A 26,440-nucleotide genomic window follows, 5' to 3' on the forward strand; every position below is an offset into this window, starting at 1 on the left:
GTGATGTTTTCATAACAGAAAGGGGAAAAGTTACGCATACTTAGCTTGGAACATGATATTATGAATAAAATTATTTTTCGAAGAAGTTCTGCATTCTATTTTTATAATTCAAAATAATATATAATAGTTTACTTTTATTAATCGGGAATATAGAATGACCTTATATTTTAAAATAGGGGGCATCGAATGGAACCATCATTATTATTAGAAGTTATGTTAATTTTCTTTCTAGGTATTGGCTCGCAATGGGTGGCATGGCGTTTTCGGATGCCAGCAATTGTAGTCATGGCCGTTACGGGACTTCTTATTGGCCCGGTACTTGGTTTTATAAATCCGGAAGAAGATTTTGGTAGTCTTTATAGTCCGATCATATCTGTTGCTGTTGCTATCATTCTATTTGAAGGTAGTTTAAATTTAAGCTTTAAAGAGTTACGGGGATTAGGGAAACCAGTTTTTAGAATATCCACTGTAGGGGCCTTTATTGCATGGATTCTTGGATCGTTAACAGCACATTATATAGCTGGTTTATCCTGGGCTGTTGCCTTTGTAATTGGTGGTTTATTTATTGTTACGGGACCAACCGTTATAATGCCTTTGCTTCGTCAAGCAAAATTAAAACCGAGACCAGCGAAGATTTTGAAGTGGGAAGGAATTATTGTTGACCCAATTGGGGCATTACTTGCTGTTTTTGCTTTCGAGATAATTGTTTATCTAACTTCGAATGACCCGGATGGAACAGCGTTAATTATGTTCTTTGCGGCTTCTATGTTTGCTGCGGTTTTCGGTTGGCTTTGCGGACGGGCAATTGGCTTTATATTTGAAAGAGGGCATATACCAGAGTTTCTAAAATCGCCAGCCGTGTTCACCGTTGTCATTCTTTGTTTCACCGTAGCTGATGAAATTATGCATGAAACAGGATTATTATCTGTAACGGCAATGGGAATCACGCTTGCTAATATGGGGATTTCCTCGGTTGCTGATATGCGTCACTTTAAGGAAAATATTTCGATTTTATTAATCTCAGCAATCTTTATCATGCTAACAGCATCCTTGCAAATCGATACGATTTTGGAAATATTTAGTCCGAATATCATTGGGTATGTTTTATTAATGATGTTCTTAGTTCGACCGTTATCTATTTTTCTTTCCACATTCCGAACAGGACTGACATTTAATGAAAAATTACTAGTCGGATGGATTGCCCCAAGGGGGATTGTTGCCTTAACCGTATCTAGTTATTTCGCTACGATATTGTTAGATGCTGGTTATGAGGATGCGGAAATTCTAACGACCTTAACATTTGGTCTAGTATTCTTTACGGTTATCGCCCATGGCTTTTCGATTGGCTGGCTTGCGAAGCGATTAAATCTATCGATGGAAGGTAGACCAGGAACATTAATTGTAGGAAGCAATAAGTTTACTGTAGAACTTGCCAAGTCACTGGCAAAAGTGAATGTACCTATTATTATTGTAGATCGTTCTTGGCAGAAATTGAAGCTTGCTCGTGAAGCGGGAGTGCCTTTTTACCATGAGGAATTCCTATCCGAGCAGACAGAACACCATTTAGATACCATTCCATATGAGTATTTAATTGCTGCTACAGATAGTAATTCATATAATGCGTTAGTTTGTACAACGTTTATGCCAGAATATGGCCGTACGAATGTCTTTAAGGTAAGCCCATATGATAAAGTCTCTAAATCAACGGAAATTGTCTCTAAAGTTGGTGGTAGGATTTTATTCAAACAAGAAGTCAATCTAGAGGATTTAATAGAAAAAGTAGAAAGTGGCTTTGTATTCCGTCAAACGATGATTACGGAGCAATACTCTTATAAGCAATACCTAGATGAAAAGGATGAGGAGACAGTATTCCTCTATATCATCAAACCATCAGGAAAAATTAATTATTACTCTGAGGAGATGCGCACCGTACCAAGCGCTGGAGACATCATTGTTAGTCTAATGCCACCAACTAAGGAAAAAGCAAAGATCCAAGCTAGATTGACTAATGAAAGTTAAGACAATAGTTTACTTTCTAGCTTAAGTGGTAGGATTGATCAAATAAAGCACTGTAGATATCGCAATCTACAGTGCTTTTATATAAGATTTATTCCAATGCTTCTAGTTTCTTATAAACCTCGGCAATTTCCTCTTCAATACGTACAAGTTGCTCCTGAGCAGAAGAAGCCCTACCACGTACATACACTAATTTATCTAAATCACTTTGAATTCGAACATAATCCGATTTAAGCTCATCTAATTTATCGTAAAGCTCTTTTTTTGTCATCGTCATTCACCCCTTATGTTAAGTTTATCGTGTAGCCCTTTACAAAACAATAAATTGATGTAAAATCACTAGTGTTGCAAAAATAATGTCGTAATTTTCAGTTTTATTATATCTTCTGTTTAGAGCCAAAAAAGTAAATACCGAATTAAAGGTGGCTCCATCCATTTGGAAATAATTTACAATTAGACCTGTGTGACAACGACAATTTGCTTATTAAGGGACGGATTTGCCTTCAATCTTTCGAAGCCAAATATGCGCTGGTTTCCATAATGCAGCCCTTAAATAACGGCTAATTTGTAGCGTTTTTCGCTTGCTTTTTGTTTCAATTTGCACAAGAACATGAAGGCAAAAAACAATAAGTGCGATAAATACTTGGTTTTGAATCGCCCATTCGCTCTGACCGTAAAACTTCTTAATGCTGAGATGTTGTTTGATCCATTTGAAGAACAATTCAATTGCCCAGCGTGATTTGTACATTTCTGAAATCTCTTCGGCACTTAAATCAAAACGATTTGTAATTAAATGGAGTTCATTTCCCTTTGAATCCAAGACCTTTATCAGGCGAAAATAATTTTCAGCACGGTTTTGTGTAGTACCAATTAAGACCATTTGGTCTGATAAAACAGGCATATTTTCGGGCAACTTAAAGTTGTAAACTTCCCGTATGACTGCGTTTTTCCGCAGCCTTGAAAGGAAAAAGTAGCCCTCGTCGGTCATGCGGTCAAAACGTTCGTAGTCTAAGTAACCACGGTCGAACACATACATGCATTCTTTGTCATCTACCATAATTTCAAGCTGGCCTCGGTCATGTTCTTTTGCAGTTGTCATTACGGCTTTTTCTGGGTAAGAAGTGCCTTTTTCCATAAATACAAGACGCAGATGCAGTTTCACTCCTGCCTTTGTTTTGCGGAATTTTGCCCATTTATGATTCGTCAAATTCAGTGGCAAAGTGCTAGAATCAATAATTTTTAATGGCATTACAAGTTTCGTATAATGCGTTTTGGCATGAATTTGTGATACTAAATCGAGAAACAGTCTTTGGAAAAGGTCGGGATTCAGCCCATTTAATCGTCGTGATAACTGAGAAATACTAATAGAATCAAGGTCGATAGCCCTTTGAAGCTTGTCATCGAAGAGGCAGTCACTTAGTGCATGAAGACTCTCGACTTCCTGTAGCTGTGCAAAAAGCAGTAACTTTAGGAACGACTCTGTCGTTAATTTTTTCGTATAGAAATCTAATTTCAATGTTTTCACCTGTTCTTCAAATAATTGAAAATTAATTGGTGAAAACCATTGTCCAAATGAAGTTTTTCGTGTAATCTTGTCCATGAGATTTGTCCTTTTTAGTGGATTTGGACGGGTTTACCACCTGACTTATCCATTATAAAGGACTTTTTCTTTGCGCAAAACAATAAAATTGAACATTTCGAGTATTTTTAATAATAAAATTAATTTAATGCAACGCTAGTGATGTAAAATAAATTAAATTATCATATAAAGGGGTGTAATGCATGAAAGTACGATTAGAGTCTTCCATCAAGCGTTATCTAGAACGTGTTGAGGACTTGTTGCTACATCAAGAAGTACTCAATAACTTAATGTTAGGCTTATTAGAAAGAGGAAAAGAAACAATCGGCGTATTCTCGGACGGTATTCGATTAGGATTAGTGGAAGAAGATGGAGAGCCTATTTATGCTTTTATGCAAACTCCTCCAAATAAATGGATTCTTCCCAGTGTTGATGGTCCAACTGAACAAGTAATTCCAGCTATCGTTCACTATCTATATCGACATAAATATCCTGTTCCAGGTGTTCTTGGTAGAAGTGAGCAAGCGAATCAATTTGTAAGCCTCTGGAAGGAATTATCTGGGAAAAAAGCGACACTACATATGAAACAACTAATCTATCAATTGGACGAAGTGAAGGTTACACCAAATCCTGAAGGGAAACTTATTCTAGCTACTGATGATCACTTGTCTATCGTAAGAGAATGGCTATATCAATTTGGTGAACAAGCCAATGTGCCTATTTCTAAATCTCGAGCAGATAGCATGGCAAGAACCTATATCCAAAATCAGTCCCTTTACCTTTGGAGAGTAAACGGGGAGGTTGTATCGATGGCAAATAACTCGCGGAAAACGAAAAACGGTGCAACGATTAATGCTGTCTTCACGCCGGAACAACATAAGCGAAAAGGCCATGCAACGAGTGTAGTAGCAGCGCTATCTCAAAAACTGCTAGATGATGGGTATGCATTTTGTAGCTTATACACCGATTTAGCTAATCCAACATCAAACAGTATTTATCGAAAAATCGGCTATTACGACATCGGGGAATCCGTGGAGTACTATTTTGAATAGTGGTTTAGTGAGCTGGTTTAGGTAATCAAATATGCAATCATACGATAAAAAAACAGCGACATAGCCCGTCGCTGTTTTTTCTATAACAATGCATCCTCTTTATTTTTCCTAGTATCCTGGTATGTTTCATAGAAGTGCATGATGATAACCTTAACGACCGCATAGAATGGAACAGCTACTAGAATCCCGATAAAGCCAGCAATACTACCTGCAGCCAGTATAATTGTAATAATCGTTAAGGGATGAATTCGTAAGACATGCCCCATAATATTCGGTGAGATAAAGTTACCTTCTATTTGTTGTGCGATGATCATAATCAACGAAATCCACACGATATTCATTGGATCTTCGAACGCACCGACAATCAATGCCGGTAACACTGCTATAAAAGGTCCTACAAACGGAACAACACACATAACCATTCCGAATAGTGCAAGCGATAAAGCGTAATTTAAGTCAATAATTAAATAACCAATAAATAGCATTACCCCAATACTTAGACTGATTAGCAATTGTCCTTGGATGTAAGCTGATAAGGTGTGGTCAATCTTTCGTAACAAATTACGTAGGTTGTTTGCCTTTTTGTCGGCAAAAATTTTCGTCACAAATGGTACGAATTTTTCCCCATCCTTTAACATGAAAAATAGGAAGAATGGGACTAAGACTAGGACGAAGACAAACCCAATTAACTGGCTAATAAAACTGAATAAGAAAGTCATAAAGCCTTCAATATAGGTTTGCATATTATCAATGAAATTATCCATGGTTTCATATACTTCTATTGGAATGATACTTTGGTTTGCTTGAACGTAGCGAATAACATCTTCTGCACCCTTCATCATGATCGGGATATTGTCAACGAATCTAGCGTATTGATCCTGTGCAATCGGGATAATGAAAATCGTGAAAAAATAAACGACTGCAATCAGTATGATAAATACTAATAGAATAGAAAGAATTCTTGGTACCTTGTATCGAATGAGGAGTTTCATAATTGGTCTAGTTAAATAGTAGAGTAATCCAGCTGCAATTAGTGGAAATCCTACTGCCCCAATATACTTTAGGACAGGATCAAAGATGAACCGGGTTAAATACACAAGATAGATTAATAGAAATACTAGAATCATACCAACAAGAGTCTGAAACCAACGTTTATTAAACATATTCATCACACTTTCTACCTGTATAGGGTAATCATATAATAATTCGAACTTTTTCGCACTAAGAAAATGCGTCATTACTATCTATCATTCTTTCCTAATAATAACAGAAATAAACGAAAAGAAGAGCAATTAGATTATTACTAGATTTTATGATAAAATTTGAACATATTATAGTGCTGGAGGCTTATGACAATGACGAACTGGAAGTCAGTCTATGAGAAATGGAATGCTTTCCAATCCCTAGATTCTCAATTAAAAAAAGAGCTAGATGACTTACAAACGAATCAAGAAAAATTAGAAGATGCATTTTATAAGGAACTAACATTTGGAACCGGTGGAATCCGTGGTGTATTAGGTGTTGGGACTAACCGCATGAATATATATACCATTCGTAAGGCAGTACACGGATTAGCGGAATATCTATTAAATAATGTAGTAAATGTCAAAGACCGTGGTGTCGTGGTAGCCTATGATTCACGGTATATGTCACGGGAATTCGCTATTGAAACAGCTAAAACACTTGGTGTGTTTGGAATCAGAACCTATGTATTTAAATCAATTAGACCTACTCCACTTCTATCGTTCGCTGTTCGCTTCTTAGGGACAGCAGCAGGCGTGATGATTACGGCAAGTCACAACCCACCTGAATATAATGGCTTTAAGGTGTATAACGAAGATGGTGGACAAATGGTCCCGAATGAAGCAAATAAAATAATCGAGGCCATTCAACAAATAGAAAACGAACTAGAAATTCCTGTTGTTGAACAGGAAGTGTTAGAGCAGCAAGAATTATTAATATGGATTGATGAAGAAGTAGATAATGCCTATTTACAACAGCTTAAACAAATTACCAAGCTTCCAATTGAGGAAGTGAAGCAAGAAAAAGACTTAAATATTGTATTTACACCTCTACATGGAACAGCATACAGCTTGGTTACGAATGGATTAGAACAGCTAAAGTTTACCAATGTATCCGTAGTAGAGGAGCAGGCAAAGCCAGATCCAGAATTCTCAACAGTAGCCTCTCCTAACCCTGAGGAACACCAAGCATTCTCTATGGCAATTGAACTTGGGAAAAAGGTGGATGCAGATATTCTATTAGGGACTGATCCTGATGCAGATCGTTTAGGTGTTGCGGTTAAAAATGAAATGGGAGATTATACCGTACTTACAGGGAATCAACTAGGAGCTCTCTTAGTCGATTATATTTTATCTCATACTAATAAAGTACTATTATCTAATTATCGTTTATTAAAAACAATCGTAACATCGGAGCTAGGACAGGCAGTAGCGAAATCGTATGGTGTGAAAACAATCAACACACTAACTGGATTTAAATATATTAGTGAGAAGATTCATCAATTTGATTCGACAGGTGAGGCATTTGCCTTTGGCTATGAAGAAAGCTACGGCTATTTAATAAGTAGCTTCACCCGCGATAAGGATGCGGTTCAAGCAGCGGTGATGGCTAGTGAAATGGCTTACTATTGGAAGCAGCAAGGGAAGTCATTGCTTGATGCACTAGATGGCTTATACGAAAAGCATGGCTATTATCGTGAGGGAATGTCTTCCCTAACCCTAGAAGGGATGTCAGGTACGGAAAAAATAGCGCTTATTATGAATACTATTCGCGAAAATCCGTTTAAGGAAATTGCAGGATATAGAGTGGAACAAGTGGAGGACTATCTTGTAAGTGAACGTTATATCACATCTACAGGAGAAACAGAAACTATAGAGCTCCCACAAGAGAATGTATTGAAATTTAGTTTGCAAAACAATAACTGGGTATGTCTGAGACCTTCTGGAACAGAACCCAAAATTAAATGCTATTTTGGAACATGTGGTGCAAGTCTATCAGAAAGTGAAGAAACATTAGGAGTGTTTAAAGAGAGAATAAATCAGGTGATTAATGAGATTATCTCTTAGATAGATGTTGTGATAAGGAAAGAATTGGGATGAAAAAGTCCTCCGTTCAAAGTTGAGCGGAGGACTTTTGTGCGCTTGGCAGCGCTCCGAACTTAAGGGTGAAAGTCCCAAACACGCCGTAGTGGCGGAAGTGTATAGCTGACAGGCAGTGCATGCTCGTGAGGGAATGTGCGGAGGGCTTGAAGGCAAACTCTGGAACAGGCGACAATAACCATGTTGGCTGATAGAATCGGATAACCCTGCAAAAGAAGGGAGTGTCCAATCCCACAACAGGATTCTATAAGTTATGAGGACTGGGTTCAGAGGAAAGTTCGGTGACGTGACCCAAGGAGGTCTTATCGTCTCCACTTGGTGGTAACCCCCAGACAAGTCCGTGAGGGACAAGCTGGGATTATGGGTGGTAAGAAGTCAGAGCAGGGGATAGTAGTGATTAATCTCGCCAGAAAGGTCGCAAAGGCGAGAGATTCTGTACAGAGTTACAGAAGCAATCTTTCACCCAAAAGGTGGAGAATTGGTGCGAAGCCCGTCTGCCCATGGAAGAAAAGTCAACCAACTTAGGAAGCTGTCATGAGCCAGACAGAAGTCAGTGAGGTAGGTAGCCGAAGAACTGAGGTCGAACAGAAGGGTAGACCGTCTGGGGCGGAGTAACTTATGGGTGAAACGAACATTGTCTTAAATGACTAGAAAATCGTGGATACCAAAGGGAAGGAATACGAATCATGAACGAGCAAGAAGGAAAAGGTAACTTTCGTGAGGGATTTAGGAATCACCAGAGGAAATGGTATAGCCTTATGGATAAAATATGGGCATATCCTAATATGGAGGAAGCATTCCTGGAGGTAAAACGGAATCGAGGTTCTGCGGGAATAGATGGCGTGGATATTAGAGCCTTCGAATATGGTGTGGAGGATAATGTACAAATCCTTCAACAGGAATTATTAAGTAGGACATACAAACCAAGGCCTGTAAAACGAGTCTACATTCCAAAGGCAGATGGTTCTCAAAGACCTTTAGGAATTCCAACAGTACGAGACCGAGTTGTCCAAGCATCTGTGCGACGTGTGATAGAACCAATTTTCGAGGCAAAGTTCTTGGATTGCAGTTTTGGATTTAGACCTAAACGTAGTGCCCATATGGCACTGGAAAAAATCCAGAAAGACTTAACCGACGGTTACATATATGTAATTGATGCTGATTTGAAATCATACTTTGATACCATACCGCAAGATAGGCTGATAGAGGCGGTAAGGGAAGAAATTGTGGATGGCAGTGTTCTAAATTTAATCCAAAGTTTCCTCGAAGCTGGAATTATGGAAGATGGAAGCTTTTACTTGAATGAGAAGGGCACCCCGCAAGGTGGGGTTATTAGCCCTCTTCTCGCCAATATCTACCTTCATTCTCTTGATGAAGTCATGACAAAAAGAGGACATCGAATTACAAGATATGCCGATGACTTCGTAATATGTTGTAAATCAAGAAAAGGCGCTGAAAGAGTATTAAAATCAGTAATCCGATTCTTGGAGACAGAATTAGGTCTAATAGTACACCCTGAAAAGACGAAGATAGTCAACAATCTGGAAGAGCCATTTGTATTTCTAGGACACGAATTCACTAGAGGAAGATGGATGAAACCATCATCTAAATCGTTAAAGAAATTCAAAACGAAGGTAAAGGAAATTACTAGGAAGAATCAAACGGTCAATCTTGAAGATTTAGTTAGGAAAAGGCTGAACACCTATCTCCGAGGTTGGGGAAACTATTTTGGGCATGGACATGTCAAATCCTTATTCCAAGAACTGGATTCATGGATTCGAAGAAGGCTAAGGATGGTTCAACTTAGAAGTTGGAGAAAGATTAGGAAACTCCACAGAGAGCTGAGGAGAAGAAACTGGAAAGGCGAACTACCACAATTGCGAATGTACAATTGGAGAAGTTCCTTATCAACCCCAGTACACACAGCAATTCCAAACAAAAAGTTTGTGGAAATTGGTCTTGTTTCTCTGGTTGATATTTACAATGAACATCATTCCCAAAGGGAATAATCATGGAGGAGCCGTATGCGATGACCCGCACGTACGGAACTGCGAGAGGCGCATGAGTGATTCATGCGCCTACTCTATTTATGTTAATTTCCACTATTATTCGAGCTTGCAGCTGCAGTAGCGGTAACGGTTGCAATCATCACGGCTTGCTGTGCTTGCAGGATAGCCTCAAGAATTGTATTTAAACTTGTTTCAGCTAACCCGTTTTTGTCTATTTTTTCATTCATAAAGAAGCTCGCAGCTAGTATCAGATTTATATCTTTATACCATTTAAATTCCTTTTCCGAATTCAACTCCTCATACAGGGAAAGTAATGGTCTTATATCATATTCCTCTGGAGGGAGTAATGCGAGCATTCCGATAATTGGATAATACATCTGTTTTGCTTTTATGTGTGCTTGAACAAAAGAATCCATGACATGGATGACCCGACTAATTAGCACATGCTTAGGAGCCGCTGTATTAAGAGCCAATATATGACTTAGGAATTGTAAGTCATTTCCTTTACGGAAACCATGTTTAGGAAGTTCGTTATAGAAATCTTCAATATGCTGAATAATACCTGTTCTATTTTCTAACGCAAGGATTGTTGCCATAGGGTAGTCACTACTTGTTGTTAAGAAGGCATGCTCACGTTTCATATCATCATAAATTTCTTTCGCATGTAGAATGGTTGCTGCAATATACGTAAATACGCTACTCCCAAATCTTGCTTTTCTAAATAAATCGTAAAGCACATGAAGCTGATCGACCTTATCCTCTGGCCTTTCTAGTTTTACATCTAGCATAGCAGCTGTCGTAAATCTTGGATGTGAGCGAATGCTAGAGAAGAGACCTGCATTCTTTTTGATCGCATCTGCTAACTGGAGAAAACGGTCCACATCTAGTGTCTCTTGATTTAGAACATATATAGAAGAAATGGTCATGAGAATTCGCTTGTCTGATACTTTCCACTTCATATGGCGTTTGAGTAAATCAAACGTTTGTTTATAAGAATCCAGTACGTTATTCAAAGGAATACTCCTTTCATTGCGAAGTTAATTGTACTACGAAATCGGTAACCGAATAGTTTCACAGTACATATACTTTGTAAACTTTATGTAAATTTGAAGCGGGAATCGGGTAGAATATGTTACCTTAGAAAAAATAAAACGTTTGGAGGTAACAATGAAGAGAAATTCATTATTAGAGATATTTGGAACTTCCCTGAAGCTAGGACTAACTTCTTTTGGTGGACCAGTGGCACATCTAGGCTTTTTTAAAAATGAATATATTGACAAGCGAAAGTGGCTTGATGATAAGACCTATGCCGATATTATCGCGCTATGTCAGTTTCTTCCTGGACCGGCAAGTAGCCAGGTCGGTATTGCTATTGGAATGTTGCGTGGTGGAATGTTAGGTGGTGTTGTGTCGTGGTTTGGATTTACGATACCATCTGTTCTCGTCTTAATCCTGTTTGCATTAGCATTCCAATCCTTTTCCTTAGGAGATGCAACGTGGATTGCAAGTTTAAAAATTGTAGCTGTAGCAGTAGTGCTACATGCTGTGTTAGGGATGGGGAAAAATCTGGCTCCTGACAAGCCTCGTATTGCCATTAGCATTATGGCGATGTTAGTCATGTTATTATTTCCTTCTGCTATTATACAAATTGCGATTATAATAGGTGCTGCTATTATTGGTTATTTTCTTTTTTCTAAGCATGCCGTGTCAAAAGTAGCATCTTTCTCCATGTCGATATCAAAAAAACAAGGAATTATTTCATTAGCCATATTAGTCATTCTATTAATTGGACTACCTATTTTGGCACAAGTGATGAACAATCAATATGTAAGTATTGCTGATACGTTCTTCCGGGTTGGTTCCATTGTATTTGGTGGAGGACATGTGGTATTACCGTTATTAGAACAAGAGGTTGTCCCGAATGGATTAGTAACAAGCAGTGAATTTCTTGCTGGTTATGGTATGGCTCAAGCTGTACCTGGTCCGTTATTTACATTTGCCAGTTATCTTGGGACGATGATTAGTGGTCTTGTAGGGGGAATCATTGCGACGGTAGCTATGTTTTTACCATCATTTCTGCTTATCATTGGAGCACTTCCTTTTTTAAGTGAGCTGCGCAAGCACAAGCGATTCCAGGGAATTTTAACAGGAGTCAATGCAAGTGTGGTTGGTATTTTACTAGCCGCATTCTATGATCCTGTCTTTACTAGCTCCATTACAAATGCAGCGAGCTTCTCGTTAGCAGCGATTTTATTCGCCCTAATGTATTTCTGGAAAACTCCTGCGTGGATGATTGTAATTATTGGAGTTGTATTAGGAGAGATTATGCATTACTTTTTCATTTAAAGAAGTATTCCGTTAGAATGAATAATGAGGTGAGTTAAGATGGCAGAACATCATTTTCATTTAAAAGCGGATTGGCCAGGCGGACGAAATAGTGAGGGATATATTGACGCAGGAAATTTAAAGACGAAGATTTCCATTCCTACTGAAATGGATGGCCCAGGTGTTGGGACAAACCCAGATGAAATGCTGCTTGGTGCCGCAGCTACTTGCTATATTATTACCTTAGCAGCGATGATGGAACGAGCCAATTTACCATTAAAAGAGATGGCTTTAGAGTCAGAAGGGATTGTCGATGTAACCAATGGTGTATTTACATATAAAAAAATTATACACCGACCTACCGTTTCATTAACAAGCCAGGCAAGTGAGAAGGATTATGAAGTATTGGAAAAGTTAATTCAAAAAGCAGAAAAAAGCTGTATGATATCTCGAGCAATTCAAGGTAATGTGGATCTGGAACTACAATATCATATTTTATAAAAAATAGGGGGACACTACGTATACGCGTAGTGTCCTTCATTTTGCCAGTAGTGGTAATAGCTAATTACATTACTTTTTGTCAGTATAGTTGAATTCATTCTCTTGACACTTGGTGAAAAACGATGTATCTTATTCAAGTCATACTAATTTTATCGGATTTATCAATTTTAGTAGCGATAGTCATGTAGAAGACATAACTTATAAAAAATTAGAGGGGGATTTATACATGGACTGGATGGTCATTTTAAATATTGCCGTATTACTCGTTATTATTGGTTTATTAGTTTATATGCAACGCAAACATGTTTCCTTTACGAAACGAGTATTTACAGGTCTAGGATTAGGGATTGTACTAGGAGCGTTATTACAATGGATTTATGGAAGTGGATCTGACACGCTTGCTTTAACGACAGATTGGTACAGTATCGTTGGGCGAGGATATATTAACTTCCTAATGATGATTGTTGTGCCGTTGGTTATGATATCGATTATCCAAGCAATTACAAACCTTGAGAAAACAGCGCAGCTTGGTAAAATGGCTAGTTGGATTATTGGACTTCTCATTGTTACGACAATGGTAGCTGCTCTAGTCGGGGTTGCTGCGGCAACGATATTTGATTTAAATGCAGAAGAAATTACAGCAGGGCAAGCAGAACAAGATCGTGCTGCTTCACTGGAAGAACGTTATTCGTCTGATGTAGAAGGAGTTACAACACCACAGCGTATTTTAAACTTTATTCCGTCTAATATCTTCTTAGATATGACAGGAGCTCGTTCAACATCTGTTATTGCGGTCGTAATCTTCTCCATCTTTGTTGGGGTTGCCGTTCTGGGATTACGTCGCAAAAATCCAGAACAAGCGGAGACCTTTACGAAAATGGTTAACGCGGTATATGGTGTTGTCATGCGTATCGTGACTCTAGTATTACGTTTAACACCATACGGTATTTTAGCCTTAATGGCGAATACGGTAGCTACAACAGATTTTGCAGGAATTTTACAGCTTGGTAAGTTTGTATTAGCATCTTACTTAGCATTAGCCATTATGTTTATTATTCACCTAGTATTAGTAGGTGTGTTTGGTTTAAATCCGATAAATTATGTAAGAAAAGTATTGCCTGTATTAAGCTTTGCCTTTACTTCACGTTCAAGTGCAGGAACAATTCCATTAAATGTTTCTGCTCAGAAAAATGCACTAGGTGTAGAAGAAGGTATCGCCAATATGTCTGCATCGTTCGGTGCGACTATGGGGCAAAATGGATGTGCCGGAATTTACCCTGCGATGCTAGCGGTCATGATCGCGCCATCTGTTGGAATTGATCCATTAACTTGGGAATTCTTAGTTCCACTTGTATTAATTATTGGCTTTAGCTCATTCGGAATCGCTGGTGTTGGTGGTGGAGCAACATTTGCTGCACTTATCGTTCTTTCCTCTATGGGATTACCAGTTGGATTAGCGGGTCTATTGATTTCAATTGAAGCATTCATTGACATGGGACGTACGGCATTAAATGTTAATGGTGCAATGGTTACTGGTACATTAACATCAAGAATACTTGGAAACTTTAATAGTAAAGTATTTAATGATAAAACCGCAATTGAAGAAGCAAAATCTCTATAATATAACGATAACCGTTCCTAGATTATATGTAGGAACGGTTATATTTTTGTTCGATGAAAAGTAAAGTATATTTACATGAATGAATTTCATAATTCTTAGCCCTTGTGTATCAAGGGGTTTAAGAGATAAAAAAAGAAGTACCTCCCCAAATCTTGTATAATGGTAGTTGACCACAAACCATAAAAAGACTGGAGGAGTACTTCTTATGACTATTATACGACAACCTAGCCTATTTGGCATACAGGAATTATTTGACATGGAACCTACCCAAAAATATGAAGCCATTATTTCAGCGGTAGATTTGGATTCGATGTACCATCAAGTGGCGAAAAAATCACGGTTGGGTGCACCGGAAGAACTAAACTATGCAGCCATGATTATCTCCACCTTTGTAAGATACATAGAGCGCATCCCTACGATGAAGGATCTTATAAAACGTCTTCATGATGATCTAGCTTTTAAGTTAAATTGTGGCTTTTTGGTTTCTGATCATGTGCCTTCAGAATCCTCCTATTCACGTCTCATAACGAAATTGGAGGAAAGCGATATCCTTGAGAAAGAACAAGAAAAAGTGGTCCTCCAGGCTATTGCAGAAGGTTTCATCACGGATGATACAGTGGCCATTGATGCAACCCATTTTGAAGCACGAGACCAAGCGCAGCCAAAAGAAGAAAAGCCAAAATCTGAACCCCAAAAACGTGGTCGGAAATCAAAAGATGAGCGTGACGGGTGGCTTAAAGAACAAGCTGAAACGGAAGCCAATTTACCTTTATATGATAGAAAAATTGTGGCCCAATTAGATGTTCCCCTAGCCGAACTACGTGCCGAAGTTCCCCAAGACCCTAAATGGGGCGTGAAAAAGAACTCAGAAGGACAAAATGTTTTTTGGTTTGGCTACAAAGGTCATTTAGCCGTTGGTACATCAAGCAAATACATTCTACAGGCTCTTTTTTCATCTGGGAGTCTAAATGATGGTAAGGCAGCTATCCCTTTACTGAAAGGAATTCAGGAACGCCTTCACCTTCCATTACGTTATCAAACAATGGATGCGGGCTATGACTATGAACCCATATACGAGCAGGTACATCGAATGGGACAACAATCCGTCATCGCGTATAATAAGCGAAATGAAGGGGAAATCATTGGCTATGATAAACACTTTGCCCCAACTTGTTTCAGAGAGCATTCTTATCGTTATGATAGTTTTGATCCTAAATATGAAACATTGAAATACACAAGACCAAAGGAATGCAGCGACTGTCCCTTAGCTAATGAAGGTATTTGCCAAAAGGTTTATAAAGTGAAAATCACTTCAGACCTTCGCAGATATACCGCACCAGCACGCGGGTCACAAGCATGGAAAAACATTTTCAAACGTCGTACTGCCGTAGAACGGGTTAATGCCTATCTGAAAGAATTCTTTCAACTGAACAATGTTCGCTATCGTACTGGGAAACGTGCAAAAATTCATTTTGACATGGTAACCCTTATTTATAATGCTTCAAAGTTAGCCGCAGACCGAATTAATGTACAATTAAATCAGCAACAAGTAGCATGATTTCTGTTTTTAAAAATACATTTTAGAAATTCTGTAGGATTCTGTATTTTTAAAAAGAGCAATTATGAAATTGACTCACATAGTAAAAAATGATGCCACCCATACAACATACGACCTTCAATATTTTTATGATAAGAAGGGATGGATGTGTAGTTGAAACGAACTGTTTTTGCGATACTTGTTTCACTTATTTTTTTGTTTTCATTACCAGCCAGTTACGGAATGGCGGAAAGGAACGCAGATGAATGGAATAGGATAGAAGAGGAAAAAGTGAATCAAGGGGTAGAACTAGAGAGTTCTAGTCCTATCATTCTTATTACAATTCTGGTGCTATTGATAGGAGCAATTATAAGGGTGTGGAATGTGATTTACAAGAAAAGAAGAAACAATCAAGGTGGAAACTAGTTAATAGTTGCCACCTATTGGATTAATTTTATCACTAGCGCCATGTCTTGCTCTTCCCCGACTAAGAAATAATCCCGAAACGGACAACCGTTTTGTTGAACTCTCTTTACCACATTTTCTACCGTGAACATTTCTGGTCGTAGTTCGTCTGTTACTTCCTCCCAGTACAGGGGTGTTGCTACGGTTCCTTCTGCCGTTTTTCTTGTTGAATAAGGAGCAATTAATGTCTTATCCTTTCCGTGCTGAACGTAATCGATATAGAGCCTACCGTTTCGTTTGTTTTTCATTCTTTCTGTAGTAAACAGATCGGGATGCTGGCTTTCTACCGTGTAGGCTATTGCTTGGGTAAATACTCCGGTATCTTCATAGGTCATACTTTCCTCTGGGATTGGAATATGGACTTGGAGGCCTTTATTTCCAGAGGTTTTAATAAAGGATTTCAGTTGTAAGTCATCAAGCAACTGTTTAATAATGCGAGCTGCTTTAATCGCCCAAATAAATTCATCTCGACTTGGTGGGTCCAAATCAAACACAATCTCGTTTGGCATCTTGCTCGTTACGACTTGGAATGGAACATGATATTCCAATGTACCATGATTAGCAAACCATAATAACGATTCAAGTGAATCACATACCATGATTTTCTCATCGCCTTCCCCAATCCCTGTAATAAAATCCGGTGCATAGGAGGGGAGATGCTTTTGGAAAAAAGACTCACCATCAACACCATCTGGACAACGTATAGTGGTAAGTGCTCGATTCTTTAAGAAAGGTAACATGTACGGAGATATTTCGCGAATATAGCGTAAGAAATTTCCTTTAGTCAGACCAACCGCGGGCCAATACAATTTGTCCGTATTTGCAAACTCAATGACGTTAGGCAGCATAGCTAAATCTAGTTCTAGTCTCTCTACCGTGCATTCAGTTGGCTTTATCTCTGTGGCAATCCGGTAAAATTCCGGTTCACGGAGCTCTCCTTGGTAAATATCTAAGGTGTGTATTGCGGCACAGACTGCAGGTGGAAGGGTATAGTTTACGCCATTCTTTTCGCCGTTTTCGATAAACAATTTCTTCACCGTATCAAAATCGGTATCTGGTAGTCCATGCTTACATTTGCCAACAGAATATAATGCTTCCTCATCAAAGACCTGTACAGTGAAATAATCGTTTTTGCTATCATATGCCGTTAGGAAAGCATGTATCAATCGCCAATTCTTAATCTTGTACCAATCTTGATGAGCTTTTCCAGGGCGGTAGGGACTCTTTTTCCGTTTGGCAATGATCCCTTCCCCTTTATGGTTAAAGACGACTTTCCATAACTCGTCAGGATCTTCAAAAGCTTTCACATAACCAATCCGATTCCCCGCATGACGACATATTTTTCCTTTGTCGAAGAATGATGATAATGCCCTTTTTCTAGTCTCATAAGGCTTTTTAGATATGTCGGATCCTGCCAATACGAACAAATCAAATGCCAGTAGGGTTGCGGGTCTTGATTGTGCAGCTTTTTGGATAGATTCTTTATTCTTTAAGCGACCACGCTTTTGAATAAGGGAGAAGTTGGACTGGTATGGATTATTTAAAATAACAAGTTCCCCATCTATGCTTACTGGAAGTTGCTTTTTAACTATTGATGCTTTCTCCCTGCAATAAGCAATAATTTCTGGAAATTGTGGAGTAAGGTCTTTTTTATTTTTACTGATAAGCTTCATATCGCCATTATCTCCCCAATGGAGGACACAGCGAAATCCGTCATATTTCACTTCATATAGCCAGTCTTCACCCTTTGGAATATCCTTTGTCGCGATTGGTTTCATAACATCCATAGGAATAACTCCCTTCCATAATAGGATGGTTGAAATAACGATAAAATAATCATCCAACGATTAAAAATCATGAACTTCGACAAACTATGAAAAAGGGAGGATTTCGAATGCATACGATGTGGAAGGGAACCATTAGCTTTGGGCTAGTGAATATACCTGTAAAAATGCACGCAGCAACGGAGAATAAGGATGTTTCCTTAAGACAGCTTCATAAGGAATGTAAGTCGCCTATTAAGTATGAGAAAGTATGCCCTATCTGTGAAAAGGAAGTTGGAACAGAGGATATCGTCAAAGGGTATGAATATGCAAAAAATAAATTTGTTATTCTAGACGAAGAAGATCTGGCAGAGTTAAAAAAAGAGCAAGAGGATAAGGCAGTAGAAATAATTGATTTTGTAAAGTTGGAGGATATTGATCCAATTTACTTTGAAAAGAGTTATTATCTGTCGCCTAATGAGGGTGGCAGTAAGGCATATGGGTTATTACGAGCAGCCCTGGAAGAAAGCGGGAAAATCGGTGTAGCCAAAATGATGATTCGTTCTAAAGAGCAGTTAGCGGTCATTCGTATTTATAAAAATGCATTAGTTGTAGAGACCATTCATTATCCCGATGAAGTTAGGGATGTGAAAGAGGTTCCAAATATTCCTGAAAATGTAGAACTTGCCAAAAAAGAATTAGATACAGCTAAGATGTTAATCGACCAACTTACAACTGAATTTGAACCTGACAAATATAAGGATGAATACCGAACAGCATTGGTAGAATTAATTGAAGAAAAGAAAAATACCGACCAAACCACTACTGCAAAGGACAAGCCAAAGCCAGACAATGTTACAGACTTGATGGGAGCTCTACAAGCATCATTAGATCGAGCTAAAAAGGATAAACCAAAGCCATCACAACCTAAGAAGAAAAAAGGAACCACTAAAAAGAAAGCAGCACAGTAAGTTAGACCCTCACTTGTATGGTGGGGGTTTTTTGTTTGTGGTGGGGGAGGGTTTTGGAGAAGGGGGATGCGCCCAAGGAGGGAGGAGATGAGCCCAAAGTGGTGGAGGATGAGCCCGAGGGGGAGGAAGATAAGCCCAAAGCGGTAGGAGATGCGCCCGATGGGGAGGAAGATGAGCCCAAAGCGTGAGGAGATGAGCCCGAGGGGGAGGAAGATAAGCCCAAAGCGAGAGGAGATGGGCCCGATGTGAAGGGAGATAGGCCCAAAGCGTGGAGAGATGAGCCCGAGTGGAAGGAAGATAGGCCCAAAGCGTGGAGAGATGAGCCCGATGGGGAGGAAGATGGGCCCAAAGCGAGAGGAGATGAGCCCGAGGGGGAGGAAGATAAGCCCAAAGCGAGAGGAGATGAGCCCAAAGTGGTGAGAGATGAGCCCGAGTGGAAGGAAGATGAGCCCAAGGAGGAAGGTGATGAGCCCGATGGGGAGGAAGATGAGCCCAAGGAGGGAGGAGATGCGCCCGAGTGGAAGGAAGATAGGCCCAAAGCGGGAAGAGATGAGCCCGAGAGAAAGGAAGATAAGCCCAAAGCGTGGAGAGATGAGCCCGAGAGAAAGGAAGATAAGCCCAGGTCAGTGGAAGATACGACCATCCGAAAGAAAAATAGCCCCAAAAAGGAAGAAGATGCGCCCAAGCCAAAGAAAGATAAGCCCGCCCCGAAGCAAGATACCCCCAAAGCAAAAGAAGCTCCCCAACCCAAGAGAAAGCTCCCCACCCCACAAGAAACTCCCCAACCCAAGAGAAAGCTCCCCAACCCAAATCCACCAATTTAATCCAATTACACAGATTACAGTCTATTTTCAATCTTTCATTGCCTTTACATGTTGTTAACAACCCCTCTAAATCGTGTTGGATAATGCGTATTTTTGTTTTGAAGCGGGTAAAGAGTGATTAAGATTTTGTTTGAAATAATTTGTAAAGGAATGAGAGCCTTGGAACGTAACGCCTTTTTTGACAACGCGAAAGTACTTTTAATCTTCTTAGTGGTGTTTGGGCATGTTATCCAGCCCTATATTGACGGTTCAGCGGGGATGCATACGCTGTATACGTGGATTTATACGTTTCATATGCCAGCATTCATATTCTTATCTGGATTCTTTGCTAAAGGTTTTGGGAATAAAGGGTATATTATCAATTTAGCTAAAAAGCTCTTACTTCCATATGTAATCTTTCAATTAATCTATTCTTCCTACTATTATTTAATTGGGAAATCCAATTGGTTAACAGATATATTTTACCCACATTGGTCATTGTGGTTTTTAATTAGTTTATTTAGTTGGCATATGTTATTAATCTTATTTAAGAGGCTACCAGCGTATGCTAGTTTACTAGTTGCAATATTACTTGGTATAACTGTTGGCTATTTAGCGGCAATTGGCCATTCATTTAGTTTATCGAGGACATTTGTGTTCTTCCCATACTTCTTATTAGGTTATTGGTTGAAGGAAGAGCATGTGATGCTGTTGAAGCGTAAGAGCGTGAAGATAGTATCGGTTATGGTGATGGTGTTCATCGCTGTTGGGATATATTTTGCGCCTGACGTTAATACTGGTTGGCTGCTTGCATCTAAATCTTACTTTGATCTAGGAATGACGGAATTTGGTGGGGTAGCAAGACTGCTAGTGTATGTAACCTCAACCTTAATGGCAGCGAGTGTTCTTGCGTGGATTCCGACTAAGCGGAATAGCATGACTAAACTAGGAGAAAGAACGCTTTATGTCTATCTGTTACATGGCTTTATTATTCAATATTTCCGTGCTTTTGATATCTTCCAAGTAAGCAGTCCCCTTGATGTGATAGGGCTTGCCGGAGTTTCCATGCTCATCGTGTTAGCACTTTCTAGTAAACCAGTGATCATGATGAGTCAGCCATTAATCGAGTGTAAAATGACGAATATGAAAAAAATGGTAATAAGTTATTAGCCTGTTGAAACTTTCTTCCAATGGATTACGTATATATAAGTAGCCCCCCTTTTTCTAGAAATAGTAATAATCCCGTATCACGGTTAATGTGATACGGGATTATTTGCTTTAGTTTAGGGAATGTTCCTAAACAAAATGGCAATTAGGTTAGAAAATAATATGTGCCATAAGTACGATAATTGGTAATGTAATAAGCGTTCGAAGCAGGAAGATAACGATTAGGTCTTTGAACGAAACTGGTACTTTGGAGCCTAGTAAAAGTCCCCCTACCTCTGACATGTAGATTAATTGTGTAACCGATAATGCCGCAATAATAAATCTTGTGATTTCCGCCTCTATCGATGAACCGATAAGGGATGGCAGGAACATATCAGCAAATCCAATTAGAATCGTTTCAGATGCTTCTTGTGCAAATGGTACTTGCATTAGCTCTAATATCGGAATAAACGGCATACCTAACCATTGGAATACGGGTGTATATTCCGCAATGATAAGAGCAACTAAACCGAAAGCCATTACGACAGGAGCAACGCCCATCCACATATCTAAAATGTTCTGGCTACCTTCTTTTACAAACTGATAAATACTAGATTCTTTTTTCGCACGATCAACTGCTTTTTTATAACCAAAGGACAATGAGTTATGGCCTTCTGGTATTTCTTCTTCAATCCCAGAAGCTTGTTCATTAATATACGTATCCGCTTTTCGTGAAAGTGGAGGGATTCTTGGCATTACTAATGCTGCAACTAGTCCGGCAATCAGAATCGTAATATAGAATGGAACAAACATATGACTAAGATTGACTTGATCAATGACTACTAAAGAAAATGTAATCGAAACAACTGAAAAGGTAGTACCAATAACTGCAGCCTCACGCTTCGTATAGTATCCATCCTCATATTGTTTACTAGTAAGTAGAACCCCGATAGTACCATCACCAATCCAAGATGCTAATGCATCAATTGAGGATCTACCTGGTAGCTTAAATAATGGGCGCATGATCTTTGTTGCGAGTGTACCGAATAATTCCATTAGTCCAAAGTTCATTAACAACGGTAGGAAAATACCAGCAAACAAAAAGACGGCAAACAATACGTGCAATAGATCATCTAATAATAATTGACCTGTATCTTCACTATGGATTGCCTCGGGTCCAATTTTAAAATAAACCATAATAGCAAAGGCAGCTGCAAGGACTCTAGCAATAGTCCAAAACCAATTAACATAAAGTAGTTTTTTAAAAAATGGAGTTTTGGCTAAAGCATCAATACCAATCACTCTTGCAAGAATGGTTAATACTGCTGTTAAAGAAATGATGATCATCATGATTAGTGATAATTGTCCAGCAAGCACATCTTGTACCCAATTTGCTAAGATTGCAATCGGGATGGAAAATCCATCAGCTGTTTTTACTGGAATCATAAAAAAGAAAATACCTAGAAGCGAGGGGATTATAAATTTTAGCTGCTCCTTGAGAGTGTAAGAATGTTTCATGGCAAACCACCTTGTTCATATGTTTAGTATTAGTATATTAAAATAATAGTAATTAAATCACTGTTAATAGTATAAGTTCCGCATATATATTTGTCAAAATGAATTTTTATTAAAAAGCTAGTTTGCTAGAAGGAAATCTGGGTAAAAACGAACAGTTATTGCAGCAGAGAATGGTACTTTTATATTGCTGTATTTTTCCACTATCTATTATTTTTTAGTTATTAATCACTATTTGATTAAAAACATGTTGAGTATATATTCTAAAAATTGTAATATATAATTGATGGTTTATACGAAAGGGGACCAGTAGCGTATGAAACACTATTTGCAAATGCATAAAGACATAGAAGGTAAACTAGATCGCAAGCTTAGTAGTGATGAGATTAAATTTTTGCAATGGGTTTTTAGTCGCTATTTAGAAGAGAATAAGGATCAAAGTGCGTAACTTTGCCTTTTCCCTAATGACGTAAGTACAAGTCTTGAGGTGCTCAAGGCTTTTTTAATTTTCCTGGAAGAAGTCTATTTTACTTTATGATGGTAATACTTTTCGGTATGATAAAGAAGAATGATTAAGAAAAAGAGGAGTGTCACAAGTGGCCGTTGCAAATGAGCGGATTCTACAGAAAATGATGCTAGAACTAAAGCAGGCAATGCAGAATCAGCATAACCAACCAGAAATGCTTAAGAATATAGAAAATATACGTTTATTATGTGATTTATTTTTACCAGAAAGCCAACCACAACCAACAGAGGAAAAAACAGATGCGATTAGTGAGGAAGAATTAAAAGCAATGATAGGAGAAACACCAAAAGCAAAGTCAACTTCACAACAGACCTTTAAACGATCAATCGAGCTCGATGATGAAGGCAATGGTGATTCGATTTTTGATTTTTAATAGGGAGTGTACAAAGAGATGAAGATCTTTTTAATATTGGGTGTAATTAATGGTTTTCTAGCTGTAGCCCTTGGTGCATTTGGAGCACATGGACTGGAAGGTAAGCTAACAGAAAAAGCTTTACGTACATGGGAAAAGGCTGTTACATATCAGATGTTCCATACCGTAGCATTGTTTGTAACAGGATTAATTGGATGGAAACTACAGTCCGGAAGCTTGTCTTGGGCTGGGTGGTTATTCTTTATTGGGGTTGTCCTATTTTCAGGTAGCCTATATATCTATTCCACTACAGGCATTAAAACCTTCGCTATGATAACCCCTCTTGGCGGGGTAGCATTTTTAATTGGATGGATTTTACTGGGATATACGATTATCAAGTTCCTATAAGAAAATGAATAGGAAAGTGGTTAATAGAAACAGGATTGCCGCTCTTAGCATTTGTTTGACACCGTGGTTTGGATTGCGCATATTCATGGCGATGAGTCCGTCAAACACAAGGCTTGCTGCTAGTAGGTAAAGGCAAATAACGATAAGTAAAAAAACGCCTTGTATTAATGCGATAAGTCCGCAAACTATGGCGAGTCCAATTGCAACCAGTTCACCTTGTATAAATTTATTATATGGATGTCGCATATAAAGTCGCCTCGCAAATAACGTGATGTAAAAAGGCTTGGACATAACTACAAGAATTAAATGTAAAACCGAATGATACACGATACTAGCTCCGGAAATATACCTAGACTCCTACGGGAGGATAGGCATAGGTGAGACCCCGCAGTGCGAAGCCTCACCAGCCGCCCTTGGAAAGCGAAGTATATTTCCGGAGCGGGGTCTTTGCTCATCATTCGGTTTTTCCTTTAAGATAAATTCTTATGTCCCAGCCACTTTTATAGTACTTTTAATTAGTTTTCTATCTGAGATAAACGAATAACATGATACTTTATTAGCTCCGGAAATAAATGAAAGAAAAGTACATTTCCGGAGCTAACTAGTTGTATGCAAATCGTTGTTTATCTTGGTGGGAAGGTAGCTAGATTTGGGTTAGTTCCATAAGGGTATTCATAATTTAGTTCTTCATCGAATGTAATATAATCCAAATACACCATCAGTAATAAGTAGCGCTTCCCGGTTTGTGGATCACTAAGTATGATATGATCTCGACCAGCGGCCTCAATCACCCCTCTAAAGATTTTGGCGTTCCACTCTGGATTGTTTTCAAACGTCATATAAACGGTCGCAACTTTGCCGCGATTTAGACGTAAGATGTTCTCGATGTAAGATTGCTCCGCTGGTAGCATTCCTGGAACATCAATAAATGGTGATTGTTGTTGCTGTTGCTGTTGACCGGGCTGTTGCTGTGGGAATCCAAATTGGCGATATGGAAATGCTGGATAAAATGCTGGAGAAGTTGGTGGGAAATAGTAATAAGGTTGTTGGCTATAGCTTGCATTTTGTTGAGACTTTCCTTGGTTGTTATGATCAGACATTCTATAAAACCTCCTAAAAATTATTTAAAATACAGTTGGACAATCTTCGGCGGATGGGGCGAAGAAGCAATGTGCTTTAAACCTTCCACTGTTCCATTGGTTATACCATTGAGCTGGACAAGCTCCATCAGGTCTAAAAAACCATAAAGCATTACTCGCAGGATGGAACCTTTCCCCTTGAATCGTCCGGCGAGCTAATCGCTTTTCAGACTCTCGCGCCCGCTGATAAAAATATCCCTTAATAGTGGCTTCAAAGCCACCAGGCTGTTGATATACCATATCATGAATACTTCTTATATCTACAAAATCAAGACAGTCAGCTCGAACACGGTTTACCCCTACATTTCCAACCATTAACATTCCTTGTTTGCCATCACCTTCTGCTTCAGCACGTATTAGACGTGCCAATAGATCAATATCGCTCTCGTTATGTGATATTACCGCCATTAGTACACCTCATTTCTATCCAAGGTCTACTATGATTATATGTATGTATGGGTGGGAAGTGATATGCCTAGATATTTTTTAGAAAATTTATAGTGGGATCGAGGTAGGGGAGAGAGTAAAAGTTTGGCGATGAGATAAATGGGTATGTTTCTCTTGTGGTTGATATAATTTTCAGCTAGTATAATTTTCCTGTTAGGTAGCTACTACGATTAGCAATTCGCATAAGAGGTAAATCTTTGAAGCCAGGGTAGGGAATCCCTCTACTACATTATCCTACATATTAGACACAGTCCTGATTTTGACAAAATCTTTGTATTTTCATCAAAACTTGCAAAAACCGCATAGAAAAAGACTTCCTGTCGAAACAGAAAGTCTTGTTTATTCGTTTTATACTTCCAAGAATTTAGCGATTTCTTCTTTTTTCAATAAGTTTCCGACAAAGAATTCACCGAATTCACCATAGCGTGAGCTAACTTCATCAAAACGCATTTCGTATACAATTTTTTTGAATTGTAGTGGCTCGTGAGCGAATAAAGTTACGCCCCATTCCCAATCATCTAGACCGATAGAACCAGTAATGATCTGTTTTACTTTACCAGCATATTTACGACCTGTTTTACTGTGCTCATAAAGTAATTTACCACGAACATCTTTTTCTAAGGTGTACCAGTTTTCATCTCCTACACGACGTCTATCCATTGGGTAAAAACAAACATGCTCCCATTTTGGTAAGATAGGTTTTAAGCGAGCTTGTGTTTCAGGTAATGTTTCAGGATCGATTCCATCCTTAGCAGGGCGATATTTAGAAAGCTCAACTACAGAAACGTACGAATGAGCAGGAGTTAGGAACTCAGCAAATTTAGTTTTGTTTAATTCTGTTTCTAGCTCATTTAATTCTTCCATGGTTGGGCGGAGGAACATAAACATAAGGTCTGCTTTTTGACCGACAATTTTATACATGGCATGAGACCCGTTTTTTGCTTCCTCGACAGCATCCCATTTCGTAATGAGTGCTTCAAAGCTAGCAATAGCTTCTTTCTTTTCTTCTGGAGTTGCAGTTTTCCAGTAAGTCCAATCTATTGTGCGGAAATCATGTAGGCTATACCATCCATCCATTGTTTCGACAGCTTCTACCATATATATCTCTCCTTCGTAGTAATATCTATTTCATATGTTTACTAT

At 38.7% G+C, this 26,440-nt stretch carries 25 protein-coding genes; 15 read left to right on the forward strand and 10 right to left on the reverse strand.

Annotation, left to right across the window (positions count from 1 at the left end):
* The first annotated feature begins 186 nt into the window (after positions 1-186).
* Positions 187-2,019, forward strand: coding sequence for a sodium:proton antiporter (locus MKY78_RS12390; protein ID WP_339213059.1), 1,833 nt, complete (start codon positions 187-189; stop codon positions 2,017-2,019).
* A gap of 88 nt (positions 2,020-2,107) precedes the next feature.
* On the opposite strand, the gene MKY78_RS12395 is transcribed toward MKY78_RS12390, so the two are convergent.
* Both MKY78_RS12395 and MKY78_RS12400 read right to left on the reverse strand, forming a co-directional pair.
* A complete protein-coding gene (locus tag MKY78_RS12395) occupies positions 2,108-2,287 on the reverse strand; it encodes an SE1832 family protein (protein ID WP_339213061.1) in 180 nt (59 codons plus the stop codon).
* A gap of 213 nt (positions 2,288-2,500) precedes the next feature.
* Complete coding sequence (locus tag MKY78_RS12400) at positions 2,501-3,616, reverse strand: IS4 family transposase (protein ID WP_339213018.1); 1,116 nt, start codon at positions 3,614-3,616, stop codon at positions 2,501-2,503.
* Positions 3,617-3,798: 182 nt separating this feature from the next.
* Between MKY78_RS12400 and MKY78_RS12405 the strand changes: the two genes are divergently transcribed.
* Entirely contained in the window at positions 3,799-4,647 is an 849-nt protein-coding gene (locus tag MKY78_RS12405; protein WP_339213063.1) for a GNAT family N-acetyltransferase, read from the forward strand.
* An 80-nt stretch (positions 4,648-4,727) separates the two neighbouring features.
* Here the strand turns inward: MKY78_RS12405 and MKY78_RS12410 are convergent, their stop codons facing one another.
* Complete coding sequence (locus tag MKY78_RS12410) at positions 4,728-5,885, reverse strand: AI-2E family transporter (protein ID WP_339213065.1); 1,158 nt, start codon at positions 5,883-5,885, stop codon at positions 4,728-4,730.
* Between the two features lie 117 nt (positions 5,886-6,002).
* On the opposite strand from MKY78_RS12410, the gene MKY78_RS12415 reads away from it, so the two are divergent.
* Positions 6,003-7,736, forward strand: a complete 1,734-nt coding sequence (locus MKY78_RS12415) for a phospho-sugar mutase (protein ID WP_339213067.1) — start codon at positions 6,003-6,005, stop codon at positions 7,734-7,736.
* Positions 7,737-8,455: 719 nt separating this feature from the next.
* Positions 8,456-9,778 carry a group II intron reverse transcriptase/maturase gene (gene ltrA, locus MKY78_RS12420; RefSeq protein ID WP_339212845.1) on the forward strand — a complete coding sequence of 441 codons (1,323 nt, stop codon included), beginning with the start codon at positions 8,456-8,458 and terminating at the stop codon, positions 9,776-9,778.
* 83 nt (positions 9,779-9,861) lie between these two features.
* Here ltrA and MKY78_RS12425 read toward each other — a convergent pair whose 3' ends face one another.
* Positions 9,862-10,791 (reverse strand): DUF4003 family protein, encoded by a 930-nt coding sequence (locus tag MKY78_RS12425; protein ID WP_339213068.1) that lies wholly within the window; start codon positions 10,789-10,791, stop codon positions 9,862-9,864.
* Between the two features lie 154 nt (positions 10,792-10,945).
* Here MKY78_RS12425 and chrA point away from each other — a divergent pair, with 154 nt between their 5' ends.
* From chrA to MKY78_RS12450, 5 genes are all read left to right on the forward strand, one after another.
* Positions 10,946-12,124 carry a chromate efflux transporter gene (chrA, locus tag MKY78_RS12430; RefSeq protein WP_339213069.1) on the forward strand — a complete coding sequence of 393 codons (1,179 nt, stop codon included), beginning with the start codon at positions 10,946-10,948 and terminating at the stop codon, positions 12,122-12,124.
* A 39-nt stretch (positions 12,125-12,163) separates the two neighbouring features.
* Positions 12,164-12,604, forward strand: coding sequence for an OsmC family protein (locus MKY78_RS12435; protein ID WP_186868278.1), 441 nt, complete (start codon positions 12,164-12,166; stop codon positions 12,602-12,604).
* Between the two features lie 226 nt (positions 12,605-12,830).
* Entirely contained in the window at positions 12,831-14,225 is a 1,395-nt protein-coding gene (locus MKY78_RS12440; RefSeq protein ID WP_186868279.1) for an L-cystine transporter, read from the forward strand.
* Between the two features lie 205 nt (positions 14,226-14,430).
* Positions 14,431-15,783 (forward strand): IS1182 family transposase, encoded by a 1,353-nt coding sequence (locus tag MKY78_RS12445; protein WP_339213071.1) that lies wholly within the window; start codon positions 14,431-14,433, stop codon positions 15,781-15,783.
* Between the two features lie 153 nt (positions 15,784-15,936).
* Complete coding sequence (locus MKY78_RS12450; protein ID WP_339213072.1) at positions 15,937-16,188, forward strand: hypothetical protein; 252 nt, start codon at positions 15,937-15,939, stop codon at positions 16,186-16,188.
* A 14-nt stretch (positions 16,189-16,202) separates the two neighbouring features.
* Here the strand turns inward: MKY78_RS12450 and MKY78_RS12455 are convergent, their stop codons facing one another.
* Complete coding sequence (locus MKY78_RS12455) at positions 16,203-18,014, reverse strand: DNA ligase D (RefSeq protein ID WP_339213074.1); 1,812 nt, start codon at positions 18,012-18,014, stop codon at positions 16,203-16,205.
* Positions 18,015-18,121: 107 nt separating this feature from the next.
* Here MKY78_RS12455 and MKY78_RS12460 point away from each other — a divergent pair, with 107 nt between their 5' ends.
* From MKY78_RS12460 to MKY78_RS12470, 3 genes are all read left to right on the forward strand, one after another.
* Positions 18,122-18,961 carry a Ku protein gene (locus tag MKY78_RS12460; RefSeq protein ID WP_339213076.1) on the forward strand — a complete coding sequence of 280 codons (840 nt, stop codon included), beginning with the start codon at positions 18,122-18,124 and terminating at the stop codon, positions 18,959-18,961.
* Positions 18,962-19,206: 245 nt separating this feature from the next.
* Positions 19,207-19,785 carry a hypothetical protein gene (locus tag MKY78_RS12465; protein ID WP_339213078.1) on the forward strand — a complete coding sequence of 193 codons (579 nt, stop codon included), beginning with the start codon at positions 19,207-19,209 and terminating at the stop codon, positions 19,783-19,785.
* A gap of 159 nt (positions 19,786-19,944) precedes the next feature.
* Positions 19,945-20,934, forward strand: a complete 990-nt coding sequence (locus MKY78_RS12470; protein WP_339217904.1) for an acyltransferase family protein — start codon at positions 19,945-19,947, stop codon at positions 20,932-20,934.
* 147 nt (positions 20,935-21,081) lie between these two features.
* Here the strand turns inward: MKY78_RS12470 and MKY78_RS12475 are convergent, their stop codons facing one another.
* Positions 21,082-22,428 (reverse strand): YjiH family protein, encoded by a 1,347-nt coding sequence (locus tag MKY78_RS12475; protein WP_339213079.1) that lies wholly within the window; start codon positions 22,426-22,428, stop codon positions 21,082-21,084.
* Between the two features lie 313 nt (positions 22,429-22,741).
* On the opposite strand from MKY78_RS12475, the gene MKY78_RS12480 reads away from it, so the two are divergent.
* The 3 genes from MKY78_RS12480 to MKY78_RS12490 all read left to right on the forward strand — a co-directional run bounded on the left by MKY78_RS12480 (position 22,742) and on the right by MKY78_RS12490 (position 23,711).
* A complete protein-coding gene (locus tag MKY78_RS12480; RefSeq protein ID WP_255488048.1) occupies positions 22,742-22,873 on the forward strand; it encodes a hypothetical protein in 132 nt (43 codons plus the stop codon).
* Between the two features lie 148 nt (positions 22,874-23,021).
* Positions 23,022-23,324, forward strand: coding sequence for a YwdI family protein (locus MKY78_RS12485; RefSeq protein ID WP_339213080.1), 303 nt, complete (start codon positions 23,022-23,024; stop codon positions 23,322-23,324).
* Positions 23,325-23,342: 18 nt separating this feature from the next.
* Positions 23,343-23,711: a DUF423 domain-containing protein gene (locus tag MKY78_RS12490; protein ID WP_186868284.1), complete on the forward strand. Its 369-nt coding sequence runs from the start codon at positions 23,343-23,345 to the stop codon at positions 23,709-23,711.
* Here the strand turns inward: MKY78_RS12490 and MKY78_RS12495 are convergent.
* From MKY78_RS12495 to hemQ, 4 genes are all read right to left on the reverse strand, one after another.
* Positions 23,706-23,957: a hypothetical protein gene (locus MKY78_RS12495; protein WP_186868285.1), complete on the reverse strand. Its 252-nt coding sequence runs from the start codon at positions 23,955-23,957 to the stop codon at positions 23,706-23,708. The genes MKY78_RS12490 and MKY78_RS12495 overlap by 6 nt on opposite strands.
* Positions 23,958-24,334: 377 nt before the next feature.
* Positions 24,335-24,811 carry a spore coat protein GerQ gene (gerQ, locus tag MKY78_RS12500; protein WP_186868286.1) on the reverse strand — a complete coding sequence of 159 codons (477 nt, stop codon included), beginning with the start codon at positions 24,809-24,811 and terminating at the stop codon, positions 24,335-24,337.
* A gap of 24 nt (positions 24,812-24,835) precedes the next feature.
* Positions 24,836-25,258, reverse strand: coding sequence for a cell wall hydrolase (locus MKY78_RS12505; protein WP_186868287.1), 423 nt, complete (start codon positions 25,256-25,258; stop codon positions 24,836-24,838).
* A gap of 387 nt (positions 25,259-25,645) precedes the next feature.
* Positions 25,646-26,395 (reverse strand): hydrogen peroxide-dependent heme synthase, encoded by a 750-nt coding sequence (gene hemQ, locus MKY78_RS12510; protein ID WP_339213083.1) that lies wholly within the window; start codon positions 26,393-26,395, stop codon positions 25,646-25,648.
* Positions 26,396-26,440 lie beyond the last annotated feature (45 nt).

Origin of the sequence: Ornithinibacillus sp. FSL M8-0202, from assembly GCF_037975285.1 — a bacterium.
Taxonomy (GTDB): Bacteria; Bacillota; Bacilli; order Bacillales; family Amphibacillaceae; genus Ornithinibacillus; species Ornithinibacillus massiliensis.